The organism is Methyloversatilis sp. XJ19-13 (assembly GCF_024580155.1).
Classification (GTDB): domain Bacteria; phylum Pseudomonadota; class Gammaproteobacteria; order Burkholderiales; family Rhodocyclaceae; genus Methyloversatilis.
Window position 1 is genome coordinate 1 of sequence record NZ_JANINH010000002.1, and the last position, 18,829, is coordinate 18,829.

17 protein-coding genes are annotated in these 18,829 nt (G+C 64.8%); 12 read left to right on the forward strand and 5 right to left on the reverse strand.

Annotation, left to right across the window (positions count from 1 at the left end; genetic code table 11):
- Positions 1–186 precede the first annotated feature (186 nt).
- The 4 genes from NMQ14_RS02605 to NMQ14_RS02620 form a co-directional block, all read right to left on the reverse strand.
- Positions 187–1,026 (reverse strand): cupin domain-containing protein, encoded by an 840-nt coding sequence (locus NMQ14_RS02605; protein ID WP_257093243.1) that lies wholly within the window; start codon positions 1,024–1,026, stop codon positions 187–189.
- The gene (locus NMQ14_RS02610) at positions 1,023–1,643 is read right to left on the reverse strand and encodes a sigma-70 family RNA polymerase sigma factor (RefSeq protein WP_257093245.1); all 621 of its coding nucleotides are present in this window, start codon (positions 1,641–1,643) and stop codon (positions 1,023–1,025) included. The genes NMQ14_RS02605 and NMQ14_RS02610 overlap by 4 nt, the downstream gene beginning before the upstream one ends.
- Positions 1,644–1,790: 147 nt before the next feature.
- A complete protein-coding gene (locus tag NMQ14_RS02615; RefSeq protein WP_257093247.1) occupies positions 1,791–2,240 on the reverse strand; it encodes a GNAT family N-acetyltransferase in 450 nt (149 codons plus the stop codon).
- 2 nt (positions 2,241–2,242) lie between these two features.
- Positions 2,243–3,562, reverse strand: coding sequence for a DUF3422 family protein (locus NMQ14_RS02620; RefSeq protein WP_257093249.1), 1,320 nt, complete (start codon positions 3,560–3,562; stop codon positions 2,243–2,245).
- Between the two features lie 297 nt (positions 3,563–3,859).
- Between NMQ14_RS02620 and NMQ14_RS02625 the strand changes: the two genes are divergently transcribed.
- From NMQ14_RS02625 to NMQ14_RS02680, 12 genes are all read left to right on the forward strand, one after another.
- Entirely contained in the window at positions 3,860–4,522 is a 663-nt protein-coding gene (locus tag NMQ14_RS02625; RefSeq protein WP_257093251.1) for a GspH/FimT family pseudopilin, read from the forward strand.
- Entirely contained in the window at positions 4,522–4,974 is a 453-nt protein-coding gene (gene pilV / locus NMQ14_RS02630) for a type IV pilus modification protein PilV (protein ID WP_257093253.1), read from the forward strand. The genes NMQ14_RS02625 and pilV (NMQ14_RS02630) overlap by 1 nt, the downstream gene beginning before the upstream one ends.
- Positions 4,971–6,014, forward strand: a complete 1,044-nt coding sequence (locus NMQ14_RS02635; RefSeq protein ID WP_257093256.1) for a PilW family protein — start codon at positions 4,971–4,973, stop codon at positions 6,012–6,014. Before pilV (NMQ14_RS02630) ends, NMQ14_RS02635 begins: the two co-directional genes overlap by 4 nt.
- Positions 6,011–6,634: a PilX N-terminal domain-containing pilus assembly protein gene (locus tag NMQ14_RS02640; RefSeq protein WP_257093258.1), complete on the forward strand. Its 624-nt coding sequence runs from the start codon at positions 6,011–6,013 to the stop codon at positions 6,632–6,634. The genes NMQ14_RS02635 and NMQ14_RS02640 overlap by 4 nt, the downstream gene beginning before the upstream one ends.
- A 21-nt stretch (positions 6,635–6,655) precedes the next feature.
- Positions 6,656–10,309, forward strand: coding sequence for a pilus assembly protein (locus tag NMQ14_RS02645; protein WP_257093260.1), 3,654 nt, complete (start codon positions 6,656–6,658; stop codon positions 10,307–10,309).
- Positions 10,302–10,769, forward strand: a complete 468-nt coding sequence (locus NMQ14_RS02650; protein WP_306441051.1) for a type IV pilin protein — start codon at positions 10,302–10,304, stop codon at positions 10,767–10,769. Before NMQ14_RS02645 ends, NMQ14_RS02650 begins: the two co-directional genes overlap by 8 nt.
- Before the next feature lie 94 nt (positions 10,770–10,863).
- Positions 10,864–11,487: a GspH/FimT family pseudopilin gene (locus NMQ14_RS02655; protein WP_257093262.1), complete on the forward strand. Its 624-nt coding sequence runs from the start codon at positions 10,864–10,866 to the stop codon at positions 11,485–11,487.
- On the forward strand, positions 11,487–11,927 hold the full coding sequence (gene pilV, locus NMQ14_RS02660) for a type IV pilus modification protein PilV (RefSeq protein ID WP_257093264.1): 441 nt from the start codon (positions 11,487–11,489) through the stop codon (positions 11,925–11,927). The genes NMQ14_RS02655 and pilV (NMQ14_RS02660) overlap by 1 nt, the downstream gene beginning before the upstream one ends.
- Positions 11,927–12,919, forward strand: a complete 993-nt coding sequence (locus NMQ14_RS02665; RefSeq protein WP_257093266.1) for a PilW family protein — start codon at positions 11,927–11,929, stop codon at positions 12,917–12,919. The genes pilV (NMQ14_RS02660) and NMQ14_RS02665 overlap by 1 nt, the downstream gene beginning before the upstream one ends.
- Positions 12,916–13,455, forward strand: coding sequence for a PilX N-terminal domain-containing pilus assembly protein (locus NMQ14_RS02670; protein ID WP_257093268.1), 540 nt, complete (start codon positions 12,916–12,918; stop codon positions 13,453–13,455). The genes NMQ14_RS02665 and NMQ14_RS02670 overlap by 4 nt, the downstream gene beginning before the upstream one ends.
- Before the next feature lie 5 nt (positions 13,456–13,460).
- Positions 13,461–16,841 carry a pilus assembly protein gene (locus NMQ14_RS02675; RefSeq protein ID WP_257093270.1) on the forward strand — a complete coding sequence of 1,127 codons (3,381 nt, stop codon included), beginning with the start codon at positions 13,461–13,463 and terminating at the stop codon, positions 16,839–16,841.
- 2 nt (positions 16,842–16,843) lie between these two features.
- Positions 16,844–17,191 (forward strand): hypothetical protein, encoded by a 348-nt coding sequence (locus NMQ14_RS02680; protein ID WP_257093273.1) that lies wholly within the window; start codon positions 16,844–16,846, stop codon positions 17,189–17,191.
- Positions 17,192–17,206: 15 nt separating this feature from the next.
- Here the strand turns inward: NMQ14_RS02680 and NMQ14_RS02685 are convergent, their stop codons facing one another.
- Positions 17,207–18,808, reverse strand: coding sequence for a peptide chain release factor 3 (locus tag NMQ14_RS02685; RefSeq protein ID WP_257093275.1), 1,602 nt, complete (start codon positions 18,806–18,808; stop codon positions 17,207–17,209).
- Positions 18,809–18,829: the final 21 nt, after the last annotated feature.

The following is an 18,829-nucleotide window of genomic DNA, read 5'->3' on the forward strand; positions in this document are numbered from 1 at the left end:
CCCCGTGTTGTCAAAGCCCGGCCAAAGCGCTACACCGTCCGCGTTCTGAAAAAAGACCTTAACTGAACGGTATTACCGCTCCGCCCTCGCCGCGATACGCACTCCGCAAAACGATGGTCGCTGCACGATCGCGGCGGGGCCGCCGCACCCACAGCCAATCCCACAGCGAGAACTCCCAACAGCCGGCTAGCTCGTCCGCAGCGCCTGCGTCACCTTGCCGTGCAGGTAGAACAGCGCGCCGACATCGCTGCTCAACTCGAAATCTTCGGCGTCCGGGTGTGCGTAGTCGTATTCGCCGGTGCGCAGCAGGGCGTCGCCGACGAATCCCTCGCCCTCGATCACCAGGTATTCACCCTCGGCAGCGGCGAGCGCCTTCGGCACCCGGGCGCCGGGCGCGACGCGCAGCAGCATCGATGCTTCGTCTGCGCCGTCGAACAGGCGCTTGGCCTGCACGCCGGGTGACAGGTCAGACCACAGGCCTTCGCCGGCGCGGATCGTGTGCGGGGCGCTGCCGCGGCTGGGCAGCCAGGCGGTGACCATGTCGCGGATCACCCGGCCGGTGTGGCCGAGCGATACACCGCGCAGATAAATCAGCGCGCCGCCGGTCGAGCGCACGCGCCCGTGCCGGCTGCCAGCCGGCGCTTCGTGATAGTCGCCTGCACGGATGTCGAGGTCGTCCATCTGCAGGTCGCCGCGCAGCACCAGACATTGTTCGTGCTCGTGATGACGATGCATCGGCAGGGCGGCGCCCGGGTCGAATTCGACCAGCACCGAGCGCGTGCTCGCGCCTTCGTTCAACAGCTTGGCGCGTACGCCATCGACCACGCGCGCCCAGCCGTCGTCGCCCGCACGTATCCGGGTGTGTTGTGCCCGGGCCTGCACGCTGTCGCGGGCGCGTGCCAGCAGCCGGCTGCGCAAGGCGTCGCTGCGCGCCGGCTCGAGTGCGACCGGCGTGAGCGCCACGGCCAGCAGTTGCTGCAGCGTGTCGCCCGTGTCGTTGTCGGGTGGAAGCGGCGGCGTGCTCATGCGTGGGTATCCAGTGCGGCCATGTCCGGCGGAAGTACCTTTCCCAGCGCGGTCAGCGCGCGCCGGATGTGTGATTTGACAGTGCCCAGTGGCAGGGAGGACTGAACGGCAATCTCTTCGTGCGTCAGTCCGCGGAAAAACGCCAGTGACAGCAATTGTCGCGGAAGCGCGTCCAGCGATTCCAGCGCGGCGTGCAGCGCGTGCTGCCGTTGCACGGCTTCGAGCAGGTTCTGCGGATCGCCTTCGCAGGCGGCTTCGACGGCCATCAGTGTTTCCGGCTCCGGATGCAGCTCCGCGTCGTCGGTGCGGCGCAGCGCGTCGAGTGCCCGGCTGCGCGTCATTGTCATCAGCCAGGCCATCGGGTTGCCGCGTGCGGCGTCAAAGCGCAGGGCCTGCCGCCACGCTTGCCAGAACACTTCCTCGGCGACCTCCTCGGCGATCTGCGGGTTGCGCGTGATGCGCAGCGCGAGACCGTACACGCGGCGCACCGTGTGGTCGTAGAGCAAGCCGAGCGCAGCTTCGTCGCCGTCGGCCATGCGGCCGATGAGCGCGCACAGCAGCGCCTCGTCGTCAGACGAAGGGCTGGGCGCTGCGGTGTCGGATGACATCGGGTTCATGGGGACAAATGCCGACAGGACGACGATCGGGAATGTCTGCGCAAACGGTGCGCTGCAGCCCATGATCCTTCCCTGATTGCCCTGTTGAACTCCTTACGCGGCGCGTCGCGATACGGATGCAGCGGCATGTGGCATGGGGCCAGCGCATCAGTCGAGCATCAATCGCATCACCTTCATGTCCGAGCCCGAGAATCCATGCTGCCGGTAGAAGCGTTGCGCATCGAGGTTGTGACCATCGGTCAGAAGCGTGATGCGGCGGCACCCGCGCTGCCGTGCGCAGTCGATCGCGGCCTCGAGCAGCTGGCCGCCGCAGCCGCGGCCGCGCTGCCCGGGCGCCACCACCATGTCTTCCAGCAGTGCGACGCGGCTGCCGAGCGCGGTGCTGGTCAGATAGAGGAGGCTCACCATGCCGACCGGACGGTTGTCTTCGGTGAGTACGAGGATGTCACCGCCGCCCGGCGCCTCGAGGATGCGCTGCAAACCGCGCGCCTGCGTTGCCGCGTCGGCGACGAATTCGACTTCCTGCCCGAACAGCTGCGCGAGCAGGGCGCACAGGTCGGGAATGTCGGCGAACGTGGCGTGACGCAGCGTCTGCATGGTCAGTGCGTGCCTTCTTCGGCCGCCAGCTTGCGCCGCATGCGCCGCAACCCGAGCGCAGCCAGCCCTGCGATGACCGGAATCGAAATCGCGGTGATCGTTTCCGGGCTGAGCGGCAGCCAGGCATGCAGGCCCTTCGCGAGGTACTGCACGAGTTGCGAGGCGTAATAAGTGATGGCGACGATGGACAGGCCTTCGACCGTCTCCTGCAGCCGCATCTGCAGTTTCGCGCGCCGGTTCATCTGTCCCAGCAATTCCTGGTTCTGACGCTCCAGTTCGATGTCGACCCGGGTGCGCAGCAATTGCGAGTTGCGCGCAATCCGCCCCGACAGTTCCTCCTGCCGCCGTGCAATGGCTTCGCAGGTGTTGATCGCGGGTGCCAGCCTGCGGTCCATGAATTCGCCGATGGTCGGAAAGCTTTCGACCCGCTGTTCGCGCAATTCGCCGATCCGGCTGGTGACCAGCCGGTAGTAGGCCTGCGCCGCACCGAAGCGGAAGGTGGTGCGCGCCACCGAACGTTCCACCTCGGCAGCGAGCCGGGTCAGGTGCGACAGCACAGTGCGTTCGTCTTCCGGCGTTGTCGCCGTGCCCATGCTGTCCATCAGGTCGGCAAGTTCGCCTTCAGCGCGGCCGAGCAGGCGCCCGACGTCCTTGGCGACCGGAAAGGCGAGCAGGGCCATCACGCGATAGGTTTCGATCTCGAGCAGGCGCTGCACGGTGCGACCTGCCTGGCGCGGCGTCAGGCGCTCGTCGAGCACCAGGTAGCGCGACCAGCCGTCGGTCAGCATGAAATCGGTGAACACCCATGCCGCACCGTCGGCGACCTGGGCGGCAACGCCCTGGCGACCGCTGGCGATCAGACCGTCCATGACGGATTTCGGGCCGAGCGCCGTGGTGGATTGCAGCTCGATGTGCGTGGCCACGATCACCGAGCCTGGCAGTCCTTCCAGCCAGCCGGGCGGCACGCGCGGCAGCGCGCCGTGACGTGCGTCGGTTTCGTCGGCACGCGGCGTGCAGAAGAAGGCGTAGCTGGAAAATTCGTTGTGCCGCTCCCACTTCAGCAGGAAGTCGCCGACATCAAGCTGCAGGTGACCGCCATCCGCCTCCGGCAACGGCCGGGCAAAGGCGTCCGCCAGGGCCCGCAGCTGCTTCAGTTCGCTGTCTTCCGTCGTCCCGTCATGGACCAGCGCGAGGTAGGACACGCGTTGAGGATGCGTCAGCGACACCGGCGGTCGGGCGTGCACCTCGTTGTTCAGCTTGTAGCGCAATGGGTGCTGGGGCAGATGGCCGAGCGTGCGGGCGGGGCTGTCGTTATCAGGCATGGGGCAGGTGCAGGGGGCGGCATGATCGGGTTGAACCGGACGGATTGTGCAGCACGCTGCGCGATGGCGATACACGCCGGTGATCCAGGTCGGCGATTCAAACCGGTAGAACGCGCCCGATCCGGCAGAGGGCAGCGCCTGCACGCGGGTGGCGAGCGCCGTGACGGATGTCACGGCAGCTGGCCACGGCCGCGCCGTTCGGGTGCCGGTTCCTGCCGTTCGTCATTGGCGGCTCGCGCCGGACGGTCGTCATGACGTAAGTTGAGATCAGAATTCCTTTTCCGGTCCAGCCTGTCCATGACGCGTCTTCGCCCTGCGCACGCCGGCTTCACGATGATCGAGCTGATGATCGTGGTCACCCTGATGGCCATCCTGGCGGCTTTCGCATTTCCAGCATTCCAGAGCTTCATTGCGTCGAGCCGCCTCACGGCCGAGTCGAACGAGTTGCTGTCGGGCATGAATCTGGCGCGCTCAGAGGCAGTTCGGGTTCAGCGGCGCGTAGTGCTGTGCCGGGCGGCGGCGGCCGACGGTGCGGTGAATTTCAGTGCGACCAACGGTTGCGTGACCACGGCAGACAGCCAGCCCTGGCAGGCCTGGGCGGTGTTCGTCGACGAGAACAGCAACGGTGCCATCGATGGCACCGAGCGCATCCTGCGCATGCAGGCCATTACCGGCAACGCGCTGGAACTGATTTCGAACGATGCATTGGCTGCCGCGGGCAACCGCATCGCCTTCCGGCCGGACGGCATGGCACGTGGCCAGAATTCACTCGCGCTGCAGGCAGCGGAAGTTCGCGTGTGCGACCGCAGCGGTGCGCTCAGTGGCAACAACATGCGTGTGGTATCGCTCGTGTCGGGCAGTCGCATGTCGATTGCACGCGGGAATGACGCAAATTGCGGGGTGGTCGTGCAGCCCGTGGAAGAGGGTGGTGGTGGCAGCACACCGGTGGAGGGAAGCTGATGAAGCATCAATCGAGACCGATGCAGCAGGGCGTATCGTTGATCGAAGTACTGGTCGCGCTGTTCGTGCTGGCCTTCGGCATGCTCGGCATTGCCGGCATGCAGACCATGGCGATGAAGGCGAACCAGAGCGCCTTCGAGCGCAATGCGGCGGTGATCGCGGCCTATTCGATGGCCGACCGCATGCGCAGCAATCAGGTGCTGGCGCGCAACGGCACCTACAACCGCGATCTGCCGGCTTCCGGGTGCGAGATACCAACCGGTACCGAGCCGGCGACGATCGACATCAATCAGTGGCTGACCGGCCTGGCGAACAATCTTGGCGCCGGTTCGTGCGGTGGCATCACCTGCTCCGGCACGCCGGTGTCCTGCCGCATCACCGTGCGCTGGGACGACAGCCGGGTGACCAACGGCGTGAGCGATCACACATTCCAGGTGGACGTCCGCATATGAACATCTTCCGTTCTTCCCAGCGCGGCACATCGCTGGTCGAGGTGCTGGTCACGCTGGTGCTCGGCCTGGTGGTGTCGGCGGGTGCCATCGCCATGGTGATCAGCAACCGAGAGGCCTACCGCTCGACCGAGGCGCTGTCGCGCATCCAGGAATCGACCCGCATGGCGTTCGAGCTGATGTCGCGCGATCTGCGTGCCGTCGGCATCAATGCCTGCAACGGTGGCCGCTCCCGCGTGTTGAATTTGCTGGCCAATCCGACCACGAACTGGTGGTCGAACTGGTCCGACGCGACGCGCGGGCTCCGTGGCTTCAACAACACGGAAGCGTCGCTGGCCGCCGTCATCGGCACCGGCGTCGGGCAACGGGTAACCGGTACCGATCTGGTCGAGGCGATACACGGCGGGACGGCAGCGATGTCGGTCAGCGTGCACAACGACGCGGCATCGACCCTCACGCTTGCCGCGCCGCACACGCTGGCCAGCGGTGATCTGGTCGTGCTGTGCGACTTCGATAACAGCGCGATCTTCCAGGTCAGTGCGGTCGATGCGTCGACCAATTCGCTCGGACACGGTATCTACGCAGGCTCGCCGGGCAATTGCTCCAGTGGTCTCGCGTTCCGCACGCCGCTGACCTGCGACGCCGGTACGGGCGTGCGCAAGGTGTTTCCACCCGGCTCTCAATTGATGCGTTTGCAGGCGGCGGCATGGTTCGTCGGCAACAACGGTCGCGGCAGCAACACGAACAGCCCGACTTCATTGTATCGGGTCAGCGTTGGCAACAACGGCGCCGGCAGCGCAGCTCAGGTGGCAGAGGAAATCGTCGAAGGCGTACGTGACATGCAGATCACCTATCGCCTGCCGGGCGGCGACTACCTCACGGCGACGGACGTCACGGCGCTCAATCGCTGGAACGAGGTCGTCGCTATCCAGATCCAGCTCGATATCGATGCGCCGGATACCGGTACGGCGACAAATGCCGTGGGCGCCCGGCTCACACGGCGAATTTCCCATGTCGTGAATCTCAGGAACCGTGTGTCATGAGTGTGCGACAACCGAATCTGCGTACGCAGCGCGGCGCCACGCTGCTGGTCGCGCTGGTGATGCTGATCGTCATGACCCTGCTCGGGTTGGCGAGTATCCGCGGCACCAGCATGCAGGAGAAGATGGGCGCGAACATGTACGACCGCAGTCTGGCTTTCCAGGCGGTCGAATCTGCGCTGCGCGAGGCCGAAGCGAGCATTACCGTCACGACGACCGTCACCAACAGCAACGGGCTGTACTGCCTGCCCGGTGGCACGCCGCCGCTGTGCGCCGTCGCGGCACCGACGCCGCCCAGCGGTGGGGAAGGTGGCGAGGGTGGTTCGGAGAGCACGCCGGTCGCACCTGCCTACTCCGAACGCTGGAACGATTCCACGACCCAGTGGCGACAGGCCACCACCTGGTGGGGCCAGATCGATACGGCAATGAAAGCCCGCCTCAGCGACACCAGCAACACCCCGCCGGAATTCATCATCGAATACATGGGTGAATTCGAGGACGGCACCGGCTGTGGTCAACGCGGCAGTACCTCGTGCCGCGGGCCGCGCTACCGCATCACCGCGCGCATGCCGCCGGTCGAGGGGCGGCCGAACGTTGCCTTGCAGACCACCTATCGTCCATAGAATGAACCGGGAGTTCCGCTCATGAGTGCTGTTCGTTCTTTCGCCACTGCCGGCCTGCGTGCTGCCTGCGCAAGCGTGACCGGGGTCTGGCTGGCGTGTTTCCCAGTGCAGGCGCAGGTGCCTATTTCCAGTAATCCGCTGATCCTGAATGTGACGGCAGCGCCCAATGTGCTGATGATCCTCGACAATTCCGGCTCGATGCTGTGGGAGGCCTTGCCCGACAGTTTCGTCGGCCTGTGGGATTTCGAGTACTCGATCCGTGCGGGCACCGCAAACAGGTCCTCATACATGCCCGATTACGACAACGCCAACATCCTTAATGTGGCGATGCGTACCAGCCAGATAAACCGGGTCTACTACAACCCAGCCGTGACCTATCGTCGCTGGACAGGTCCGGAAGGCACGCAGTACCCCGCGTCCGATCCGACCAATGCGAAGTACACCCCGGCCGATACATCGGGTATTGACCTTACTGTGGAACAATCGGCGCGCTTCCGCTGGGTCACCAATACGACGGCCACGACTTTTTCTTTCAACACGACCAATGTGCCGCGGAGCGCATCGGCTCCTTGCACCACCTTCGACGAAGTCGACGATGATCCAAACACGGTGGATACCCGCAATTGCGTAAAAACCTTCTGGCCGATGACCTGGTACGTCTACAAAGGCACCGGATCGGATCTGGAGCGTATCAATTACTACCGCTACCAGATTCGCGGCAATGATGCCGACCGCGTCGATCTTGCCGATGGCTCGGTGACTGCCGTCACCACGTTCAACTGGGCGGGCGGGGTGACACGCACCATCGCCGAGGAAAAGCAGAACTTCGCCAACTGGTTCACCTACAGCCGCAGCCGTCGCGATGCGGCCAAGAACGGGGTCAGCGCCGCATTTTCGACACTGGGCGAAAATTACCGCATCGGGTACAGACCGCTGAATGGCACTACGGGTCAGCTGGATATCCCGCTGACCGGTGGCTTCGCCGGCACCAACCGCGAAACCTGGTTCACGAACATGTTCGCGTCCAGCGGTTCGAGTACCACACCGCTGCGCGTGGCGCTGGCGCGCGCCGGTGAGTACTACCGCACGACCACCGGTGAAAACGATCCGTGGGGCCCGGCAGAGCCTGATGGTCTGCTCAGTTGCCGCCAGAGCTTCACCATCCTGACTACGGACGGTTATTACAACGATACAACCACCGGTGTAGGCAACGTGAACGCTGCAATCGGCAATGAGGATGGTGAAGAAGGGGCTCCTTACGCAGATACGCGCTCGCGTACGCTTGCCGACGTTGCCATGTACTACTACAAGAATGACTTGCGCAGCGACATTGCCAATCGCGTTCCAACCAGCGATGCCGATCCCGCGGATTGGCAACATATGGTCACCTTTGGTGTGGCATTGGGACTGGAAGGCTCGCTCAATCCCGAGACGGATCTTCCGCGGCTGACTTCGGGCGAGCTGTCCTGGCCCAACAACAACACCGACAGCGGCAAGCTGGACGATCTGTGGCACGCCACGCTCAACGGTCGCGGCAAGTTCGTCAGTGCGGCCACGCCGGAAGAATTCGCGAACGGTCTGAAGGGCGCTCTGGATACCATCGTGCAGCGCACCGCCTCGTCGTCCAATCTCGGCGTGTCGTCGACCGAACTGCGTGAAGGCAGCAAGGTTTTCCAGGCACGCTTCACCAGTGAGGTCTGGACCGGCGATCTGTGGGCCTTCACGGTGACTTCCGGCGGTCTGGGCACGACGCCGCAGTGGAAGGCTTCGGAACAGCTGCCCGCAGCGGCCAGCCGCAATATCTATTCCCGCAACGGGTCACTGGGTATCTCCTTTCTGTGGGACAACCTCAGCGACACCCAGAAGGCGCAGCTCGGCGACGACAGCACGGTGCTCGATTACCTGCGCGGTGTGCGCACCCAGGAGGTGGATCAGGGCGGGCCGTTCCGCAACCGCCTGTCGGTGCTTGGCGACATTGTGCATTCGTCGCCGGTGTTCGTCGCCGCGCCGGACAACTTCTCATACGAGCGATTCACGTGGGAAGGTGCGTCGACCTACCAGGCCTTCCGTCAGAGCCTGATTGCCGATTCCACGGCGGAACCGCCGGTCGCTGCGCGCAGGGAGATGGTGTATGTCAGCGCGAACGACGGCATGCTGCACGCTTTCGACGCGGCCACCGGTGTTGAGCGTTTCGCCTATGTACCCAGTGCGGCGTTGCCGGCAATGAAGACCCTCACGTCGCCCAACTACACCCACCGCTTCATCGTCGACGGTTTCCTGCGTGCCGCGGATGTCTATCAAAGCGGCGAGGGCGGTACCGGTCAGTGGCGCAGCGTGCTGGTTGGCACGCAAGGTCGCGGCGGTCGCCAGGTCTTCGCCCTCGACATCACCAACCCTGACGTCTTCGGCACCAGCAGCATCCTGTGGGAATTCACCGATTCGGATCTCGGCCAGTTCATCGGCAATCCAGTGCTGACCCGGCTCAATAACGGCCGCTGGGCCGTACTGATCGGAAATGGCTACAACAGCGACCAGAACCGCGGCTTCCTGTTCGTGATCGATGCAGTGACCGGTGCGCTGATCCGCAAGATCGATACCGGCGATTGCGTGACGACCGACAGCCCCTGCCTCAGCAACGGCCTGGCCGACGTGACGCAGTGGGACAACGACGGTGACGGTACGGCAGATTACGCGTATGCCGGTGATCTGCGCGGCAACGTGTGGCGCTTCGACCTGTCGTCGACGGTGGCCAGCGAGTGGAAGGTCGCCTTTGGAACGACGGAGGCACCGATGCCGCTCTATCGCGCGATGGATGCATCGGGCGATCCGCAAGCCATTACGTCGAACATCGAAGTGCTGCTGAATCCGGCGGACGGTGTGCGCTGGATCAGTTTCGGTACCGGCCGCTTCCTGGCAGGCACCGACCGCGCCGACACCTCGACCCAGACCTGGTACGGGCTGTACGACAACTACCTCGGGGGTACGCTGACCTCGCCGGTAACCGGCCGAAGCAACATGGCGCAGCGTGTCGTGCTGTTCGAAACGGCGCTCTTCACGCCTGAGACCACGGACATCAATCCGAACCGCGTACGGGTCATTTCGGCGCCGGGCGACACGTCGGGTGGTGCGGCGATGGTCGATGCCGACGGCAATTACGTCAAGCAGGGCTGGTACCTCGATCTGCTGCCGCCGAGCGGCACCCAGCAGGGCGAGCGGATGTTCTATGGTGTGCAGGCCTTCAGCACAGCCTTGTTCGCCACCACCGCGATCCCGGCCGACGACCCCTGCAGCCCGGGCGGCAACGGCTGGCTGCTGACGCTTGATCCCTACACCGGCGGCCGTCTGCAGGACAATGTGTTCATCAACCGCGAACCGGTGACCGTCAGCGTCGAGGGACAGCCGTCGGTCAATTACAACGTCAGCGGTGTCGGACTGCTGTCCATCCCGTCGCGACCCATCCTGGTACGCAACGACGCACCCGCCGGCGACGGTTCGGTCAGCGGTGGCGGCAGCACTGGTGGCACCGGTGGTCAGCCGCTCGGGTCTCCCTGCACGACGCTCAGCGGACAGGCCGGCGTGCTGATCGGCCTGGCCAATGGCGAAACCGTTTGCGAAAGCCTGAATCTGCCGGACATCTTCGGCCGGTTGTCGTGGCGCGAACTGATCAATGACTGATACCGGGACCTACAACGTGCGCATGAAAATCCACCACAGCCTCCAGCGCGGCTTCACGCTGATCGAACTGATGATCGTCGTGGCCATCATCGGCATCCTGTCCGCCATCGTGTATCCGAACTACACGCAGTACGTCATAGACAGCCGGCGCGCGACGGCGGCAGCCTGCCTGTCGGAGCAGGCCCAGATGCTGGAGCGCCAGTACACAACTGCGCTCACCTACGCCACTGCAGTCATACCGGATACTCTGCAATGCAGAGTGGATCTGGGCGCGTTTTACACTTGGGGCACGCCGACGCTCGCAGCGCGCACCTACACGATCACCGCCGTGCCGCAGGGTGGGCAGGCCACCAACGACCGGAAGTGCGGCTGCACGCTGAGCCTCAACCAGACCGGCGCGAAAGCCGCCACCGGCACCGGTGACACGTGCGCAACGCGGGCAGCCGCCTGCTGGCGCTGACACGACACAGAAGTTTGCGCGCACCCCTCCGGGGCGTACTCAAGCTTCAAGGCTTGCGGCCGTAACAGAGGGATCGCCTTCCCTTTGTCCGCCGATGTTTCGCCGATCGCCCGCTTCGGGCTTCACGCTGATCGAACTGATGATCACCATCGCCATCCTGGCGGTGGTGACCACCTTCGCCGTGCCCTCGTTCCAGAGTCTGGTCGTGATGAATCGCCTGGCGGCCGAAGCCAATGAATTCATCGCCGGCATGAACGGCGCGCGCGCGGAAGCCATTCGCGGCAACGCGCGCAGCGTGCTGTGCCGGGCGGCGGTGACGGCGGGGCAGATCGATGCCGCAGGCGGATGCGTCACCGATGCCGACGGGGCTTGGGCAGGCTGGATGGTGTTCATCGATGCCGACGGCAGTGGTGCCTACAACCCGAATGCCGTCACCAACCCGGTCGAGGTCGTGGTGCGCACCCATGTCTTCCTGGGCGACCAGGTCAGAGCGCTGGCGAGCCCGGCGCTGGCAGCCAGCGGAAACCGCGTGGTCTATCGTCCCGATGGCCTTGCGCGGGCACCCGGGCAGACGATGCTGCAGTCAGGCACCCTGCGCCTGTGTACGGTGATCGATGGCATCACCAGCAATGCGCGCGATATCCGTCTGGGTGGCGGCAGTCGCATCGGAGTGGCGCGAAGCACGTCGGCCAGTTGCGCTGCGCCGGGGGATACCTGATGAAGGCGCAGGCGGGGGTTTCGTTGATCGAAGTGGCGGTCGCACTGTTCGTGCTGTCGGTCGGCATGCTCGGCATGGCGGCGCTTCAGATGGCGTCGCTGCGTTCCAACCAGAGCTCCTACGAACGCAGCGCGGCGGTGCTCGGTGCTTACACCATGATCGACCGGCTGCGTGCCGATGTGGCCGCAGCCCGCGTTGGCAGCTATAACCTCGCACTGGTCGCCGATACCTGTACGCCGCCGGCAGCCGGCAGCTTTGCCGATACGCAGCTGGCCAACTGGATCTCAGACCTGCAGGGGAGCATCGGCAGTTCGGCCTGCGGCGGCGTGACCTGCACCGGCGGAGCGACCGGGAGTTGCATGATTACCGTACGCTGGGACGACAGCCGCGCCCGCGGTGGGTCCGCCAGCCAGATGTTCCGGATCGAGGCGCGCCTGTGATGCGTCCGCACGCACAGAAGGGGCGCACGCTGATCGAGTTGATGATCGCGCTCGCCATCGGCCTGTTCATCACCGGTACCGCCATCGGTCTGGTGTTGTCGAACCGGCAGACCTACAACATGACCGAGGGGTTGTCGCGCATCCAGGAGGCCGCACGCACCGGCTTCGAGCTGCTGGCGCGCGACATCCGCGACGCCGGCCTGAACTCCTGCGGCGGCGCGCTGCAGTTCGTCAACGTGCTGAACAATCCTTCGTCGCTATGGTGGACGCAGTGGAATGGTGGTCTGCGCGGTTACGGTGGCAGCGAGGCCTTTGCCGGCGCGCCCTTCGGCAGCGCTGCCGGCCAGCGCGTGGCCGGTACGTCAGCGCTGCAGGTGATGCGCACCGGCAGTCAGCCGCAAACCATATCGGCACACGATACCGCGACGCAGATGATCACCTTCAGCCCGGCCAACCGCGCGCTTGCCACGGGTGATCTGGCCGTCGTGTGCAATTTCAGTCAGGCCACCCTGTTCCAGGTGACCGACGCCAACGGCACCCAGGTCGAACACGGCAACTCGGGCTCGCCGGGCAACTGTACGCGCGGGCTGGGCTTTGCCGACCCGCCCGACTGCAGCACCAGCGGCCAGACTTATCGCTTCGAGGCCAACGCGGTGGCGATGCGGCTGGAGTCGCTCGCGTGGTACGTCGGCAACAACGGCCGCACCACGACCACATCGCGCTCGCTGTACCGTGTGGCACCGCAGAACGACGCCGGCACGCTCACGCTGGTTGCGGAGGAGGTGATCGACGGTGTGGTCGACCTGCAGGTCGACTACCTGCCCGAAGGTGCCACCGCCTATGTTGCGGCGACAGCGGTGACCGACTGGAACGCCGTGATCGGTGTGCGTCTGCGGCTGATCATCGATGAGCCCGATCGCCCCTCGACGGCAGCCGATCGCGTGCGTCGCACGATGACCCACGTGGTCACGTTGAGGAACCGGATGTCATGAACGGGATGGCCCCCGCCCGGCAACGCGGCGTGACGCTGGTCGTCGCGCTGATGCTGCTGCTTGCAGTGACGCTGCTCGGCCTGGCCAGCATGCGCGGCACCGGCATGCAGGAGCGCATGAGCGCCAATCTGTACGATCGTGCGATCGCCTTCCAGGCGGCCGAATCGTCGCTGCGCGAGGCCGAAACGCTGCTGGCGAGCGGAACGGCGGGGCCGTTCGACGGTTCGCTCAGCGGCCTGTACGGCAAGCCGGTGCCCAACGGCAGCGGATTCCGCAACCGCTGGGAGGATCCGGCCGTCGTCTGGGCATCGGCGACGGTCTGGTGGGAAGCCGCCGATGCCGATACGCGCGCCAAGGCGGCCGGCGTTCCGCAGTACCTCATCGAAGATCTCGGCCTCTGGCCGTCCACGCCGGATTGCGACACCGTCACGACGATCGCATCCGATTGCCTCAAACCGCGCTACCGCATCACGGCCCGCAGTGCCCCCGCCGCTGGTCGGCCTGCCGTGCTGCTGCAGACCACCTACAGACCATGATCCCCATGCATCGAATGCTCGCCGGCCTGCTGATCGCCGCACTGCAGGTTGCTACACTCCTGGCAAGCGCGCCGGCCCGTGCTGCGGTCGACATCGCCGACGCACCGCTTGTGGTCGGCAGTGCGGTAGCACCCAACCTCATGTTCCTGCTGGATGACTCGGGCTCGATGCAGTGGGAGGTCATGCCGGACGAGAACCTCTATTTCTCCAACTATCTGTTTCCGTTCCCGGACTTGGTCTATGGCGGTCTGTCCTACACGGAGCAGATTCCGACTTTCGAAGACAACAATATCCACAACCTCTTCGGCCGATCGCCCGACAACAACGCGGTGTTCTACAACCCACAGACGGACTATCGTCCGTGGCTGCGCCATACCGGCGTGTCATTCGGCAATGTCGATCCGGCTGCGGCGCCGTACAACCCGGCGCATGCGGATCGCGGCACACTGGATCTGACGGCCGAGCAGACATTGTCTGCCTTCTGGTTCCGCAACAACACCAATACCAATCAGAACTCGGCGACGTATGCCTGTGTGCCGCCGTGCAACCACACGTTCCGGCCGATCACGTTCTACATCTATCGCGGCAACGGCTCACGCGTTTCGGCGGCCAACTACACCAAGTACCAGATCCGCGGTACGCGGGCCTACCGGCGCGATCCGGTGACGGCCGGCGAGGTCGAGATCACTACCTTCACCTGGCCTGACGGCACGAACCGTACGGTGGCGGAGGAGACGCAGAATTTTGCCAACTGGTTCTCGTATTACCGCAGTCGCATCCTGACGGCACGTGCAGGCGCGTCGATCGCGTTCGGCCGGCTGGGCGAAAATTTCCGCGTGGGCTTCCGCACGATCAATGGTGCGGGCGAGTTGCTGATCCCGACCAGCGGCGGTTTCACCGGCACCAATCGTGAAACCTGGTTCCAGCGGCTGCTCGAGACCAACATCAATCCGGCCGGCACGCCTCTGCGCACCGCACTGAACTGGGCCGGTGACTATTATGAGAGCAAGACCGGTGACGATGACCCCTGGCGCCAGACCGGCTACGCCAACCCGCTGACCTGCCGGCAATCCTTCACCATCCTTACCACCGACGGTTACTGGAGCGACGTGTTCGCACTGAACCTGATCGGCAATTCCGACGGCACCGAGGCGCATCCCTATCGCGATACGCACAGCAATACGCTGGCCGATGTGGCGATGTACTACTACAAGCGCGATCTGCGTACCGGCATTGCCGACAACGTACCGACCAGTGCTCGCGACAACGCCAACTGGCAGCACATGGTGACGTTCGGGCTGTCGCTGGGCGTCAGCGGCACGCTGGATCCGGCGACCGACCTGCCGGCGCTTACCGCGGGCACCAAGAGCTGGCCCGATCCGGCGAACAGCTCGCCCGCCAAGCTCGACGACCTGTGGCACGCCACGCTCAACGGGCGTGGTGCGTTCGTGAATGCCTCCGATCCGCAGCAATTCACCGATGGCCTGTCGGCCTTGCTGACCGACATCAGCGAGCGGGTAGCCTCGACCGGAAATGTCACCGCCACCAGCACGTCGCTGACCAGCAATACGCTGCTGTTCCAGTCGCGCTTCGTCGGCGGCAACTGGACCGGCGACCTCGTGGCCACGCGCATCAATACCGATGGCACGCTCGCGACGACGGCTTCCTGGAAGGCATCGGAACACATTCCTGCAGCGGCCAGCCGCAGCATCTACACCTGGTCGGGTACCGCCGGCATCACGTTTCAGTGGGCCAATCTGAGCGCCACCCAACGTACTGCAATCGGGTCGTCCGCCACGCTGGACTATCTGCGCGGGGCGGCCACGGGTGAGGCCCGCAACGGCGGCACCCTGCGCAACCGCACCAGCGTGCTCGGCGACATCGTCAATTCGCTGCCGGCCTATGTCGGCTCGGTCACCGACCTGCGTTTCGAGCGCTTCACCTGGACCGGCGCCAGCACCTATCAGGCGCACCGCGCGGCCGTGTCCAGCCGGCGCGAAATGGTCTATGTCGCGGCCAACGACGGCATGCTGCACGCCTTTGATGCGCGCACCGGCGACGAGCGGTTCGCCTACGTGCCGACCGGCGCCTTCAGCACGATGAGGTTGCTGGCCGATCCGGAGTACGTCCACAAGTTCATGAATGACGGCTCGCCTGTCGTGGCCGAGGTCTATTTCTCCGGGGCCTGGCGCACCGTGCTGATCGGCACCCAGGGGCGTGGCGGCAAAACGGTCTACGCGCTCGACGTGACCAACCCCGACAGCTTCGCGGCGAACAAGGTGCTGTGGGAATTCACCGATGCAGAGCTCGGCCAGACGGTCGGCAGCCCGGTCATCGCACGCATGAACGACGGCAACTGGGCGGTGGTGATCGGCAACGGCTACAACAGTGCGAACGAACGCGCCGTGCTGCTGGTACTCGACATCGCCACCGGTGCGGTCGTGCAGCGCATCGACACGATGCAGGGTTCCAGCACGGCGCCCAATGGCCTTGCCGCGGCCGAGGGCGTCGACATCGATCGCGACGGCGACTTCGACTACTTCTACGCAGGCGACCTGCTGGGCAATCTGTGGAAGTTCAACACCAGCAGCAGCGACCCGGCGCAATGGCGCACGGGCTACGGCACCGTCGCCGCGCCGCGGTCGTTGTTCACGGCCCGCAGTTCCACCGATGCGGTGCAGCCGATAACCGGTGGCGTCAGTATCGGCTTCAATCCGGTCGACCGGAAACTGTGGATATTCTTCGGTACCGGTCGCTATCTGGCGACGGCTGACCCGGGCAGTACCGCCACGCAGACCTGGTACGGCGTGAACGATACGGGCAGCCGGATCGGCAGTCGCAGCAATCTGGTGCAGCGGGTCATCCTGCAGGAAGGGGCGACCGGACAGGGCGACAATTACCGCGTGGTGTCCAAGCCGGGTGACACCACCGGCGGCGCCAGCATGGGCAGCAAGCGCGGCTGGTACATCGATCTGCTGTCGCCCACGGCCGGTGCGGAGGGCGAACGCATCGTCAATGCGCCGGTGCTGGGGGCCACGACGCTGTTTGCCAGCACGCTGATTCCGAGCAGCAACCCGTGCGAGCCGGGCGGCCGTGGCTGGGTGATGGGAGTGAACCCGTTCACCGGCGGCCGGCAGGATTTCGATGTGTTCGACTTCACGCGCAATGGCGTGGTCGATGCGAGCGACCAGGTGACGCATACCGAAGGCAGTACCAGCCGCCGTGTGGTCGGCAGCGGCTACAGCACCGACAGCCTGCCCGGCAGTCCGCTGCAGATCGGCAAGCAGCAGATTGTCGGTGGCTCGGACGGCACCGCACGCTCGCGCGTGGTGTCGGACGGATTGCGCGCCGGCCGGGTGTCCTGGAAAGAAATCATCGGAGACTGAACATGAAGCTGTCCATCCGTCACCTCGTCACCGCCTCGCTGTGTGCCGCGGCCACGCTGTCGCTGAATGCGGCCGAGCCGCTGCACCCGTTGTCGAATCCGTCGCTGTATGAACAGCAGGGCTATGTCAGCAACGTTGATACGGCTACCGGTGCGATGACGATCAATGGCAAGCGCTACAAGGGAAACGCCAACACCGTCATCTTCATCGTCGACAAACAGGGCCGGCTGGGCAAGGGCCGGACCCTTGCCGACATCCCGGCCAACACGCGGGTCAGTTTCGCCACCAGCGCCGACGGTACCGTCACCCAGGTGCTGGTCGGCAACGGCATCATGCCGATGTCGCAGTAGGAATTCGTCCGGGCTTCAATGGCTGGCGAACATCAGGCCCGCGTGCTCGCGCATCGCATGGAACTTGATCTTCGTCCATTTTTCCTGCGCCACCCGCAATTCGGCATTCATCGTTGCCAGAAAGGCCGGCGCGTTGACGGCGTCGTAGGCGATACGGTGTGCATTGGCGTCGATGAAGCGTTTCAGTTCGCGTTCGTCGTCGCAGGTCACCCAGCGCGCCATGCTGTAGCGGGTGCCTTCCAGCCGGGCATCGACGCCGTATTCCGCCTTCAGTCGGTGGATCACCACTTCGAATTGCAGCTGCCCGACGGCGCCGAGCAGCAGTGTGCCACCGGCCAGCGGGCGGAAAACCTGAATCGCACCTTCTTCACCCAATTGCTCAAGACCTGATCGCAACTGCTTGGTTCTCAAAGGATCACGTATTTCAACGCCTTGGAACAATTCGGGTGCGAAGAAGGGCAGGCCGGTGAATTGCAGCGTTTCGCCTTCGGTCAATGTGTCGCCCAGCTGCAGCGTGCCGTGGTTCGGAATGCCGATGATGTCGCCGGCGTAGGCTTCTTCCAGCAGTTCGCGCCGCTGCGACAGGAAGGTCACCACATTGTTCGGCCGGATTTCCTTGCCGTTGCGGCTGACCTTGAGCTTCATGCCGCGCTGGAAGTGACCGGAGCACACGCGCACGAAGGCGATGCGGTCACGGTGCGACGGATCCATATTGGCCTGGATCTTGAACACCACCCCTGACAGCTTTGCCTCGTTCGGCTCGACCCGGCGCTGGATGGCCGGGCGCGCACCCGGCGGCGGCGCCAGTTCGACCAGCGCGTCCAGCACCTCCTTGACGCCGAAGTTGTTGATCGCCGAACCAAAGAAAACCGGCGTCTGACGGCCGGCCAGGAATTCGGTCTTGTCGAACGGCGGGGCGGCATCGCGCACCAGGTCGATCTCGTTGTGCGCCGTTGCGAGCTGCATCGGATAGCGCTTTGCGATTTCCGGGTTGTCCAGACCCTGAAGCGTTTCCTCCTTGCCGGAAATGCGGTCTTCACCGGCGCGGAACACGCGCATGCGGTCGGCGTGCATTTCATACACGCCGGCGAATTCCTTGCCCATGCCTAGCGGCCAGGTGAAGGGAGCGACGTCCATGCCCAGCGTGCGTTCGAGTTCGTCGATCAGGTCAAGCGGCGCGCGTACCTCGCGGTCCATCTTGTTGATGAAGGTGATGATGGGCGTGTTGCGCGCACGGCAGACTTCGAGCAGACGCAGCGTCTGCGCTTCGACGCCGTTGGCGGCGTCGATCACCATCAATGCGGCGTCCACGGCCGTCAGCACGCGGTAGGTGTCTTCCGAGAAGTCGCGGTGGCCCGGCGTGTCAAGCAGGTTGACGATGCAGTCGCGGTACTCCATCTGCATCACCGAGCTGGCGACCGAAATGCCGCGCTGCTTCTCGATTTCCATCCAGTCCGACGTGGCATGACGCGCCGCCTTGCGCGCCTTGACGCTGCCGGCGATCTGGATCGCGCCTGCGAACAGCAGCAGCTTCTCGGTCAGCGTGGTCTTGCCCGCATCCGGGTGTGAAATGATGGCAAAGGTGCGCCGGCGGGCGACTTCGGTTTCGAGCGACATGGCTTCAGACTGAAAAAAGAG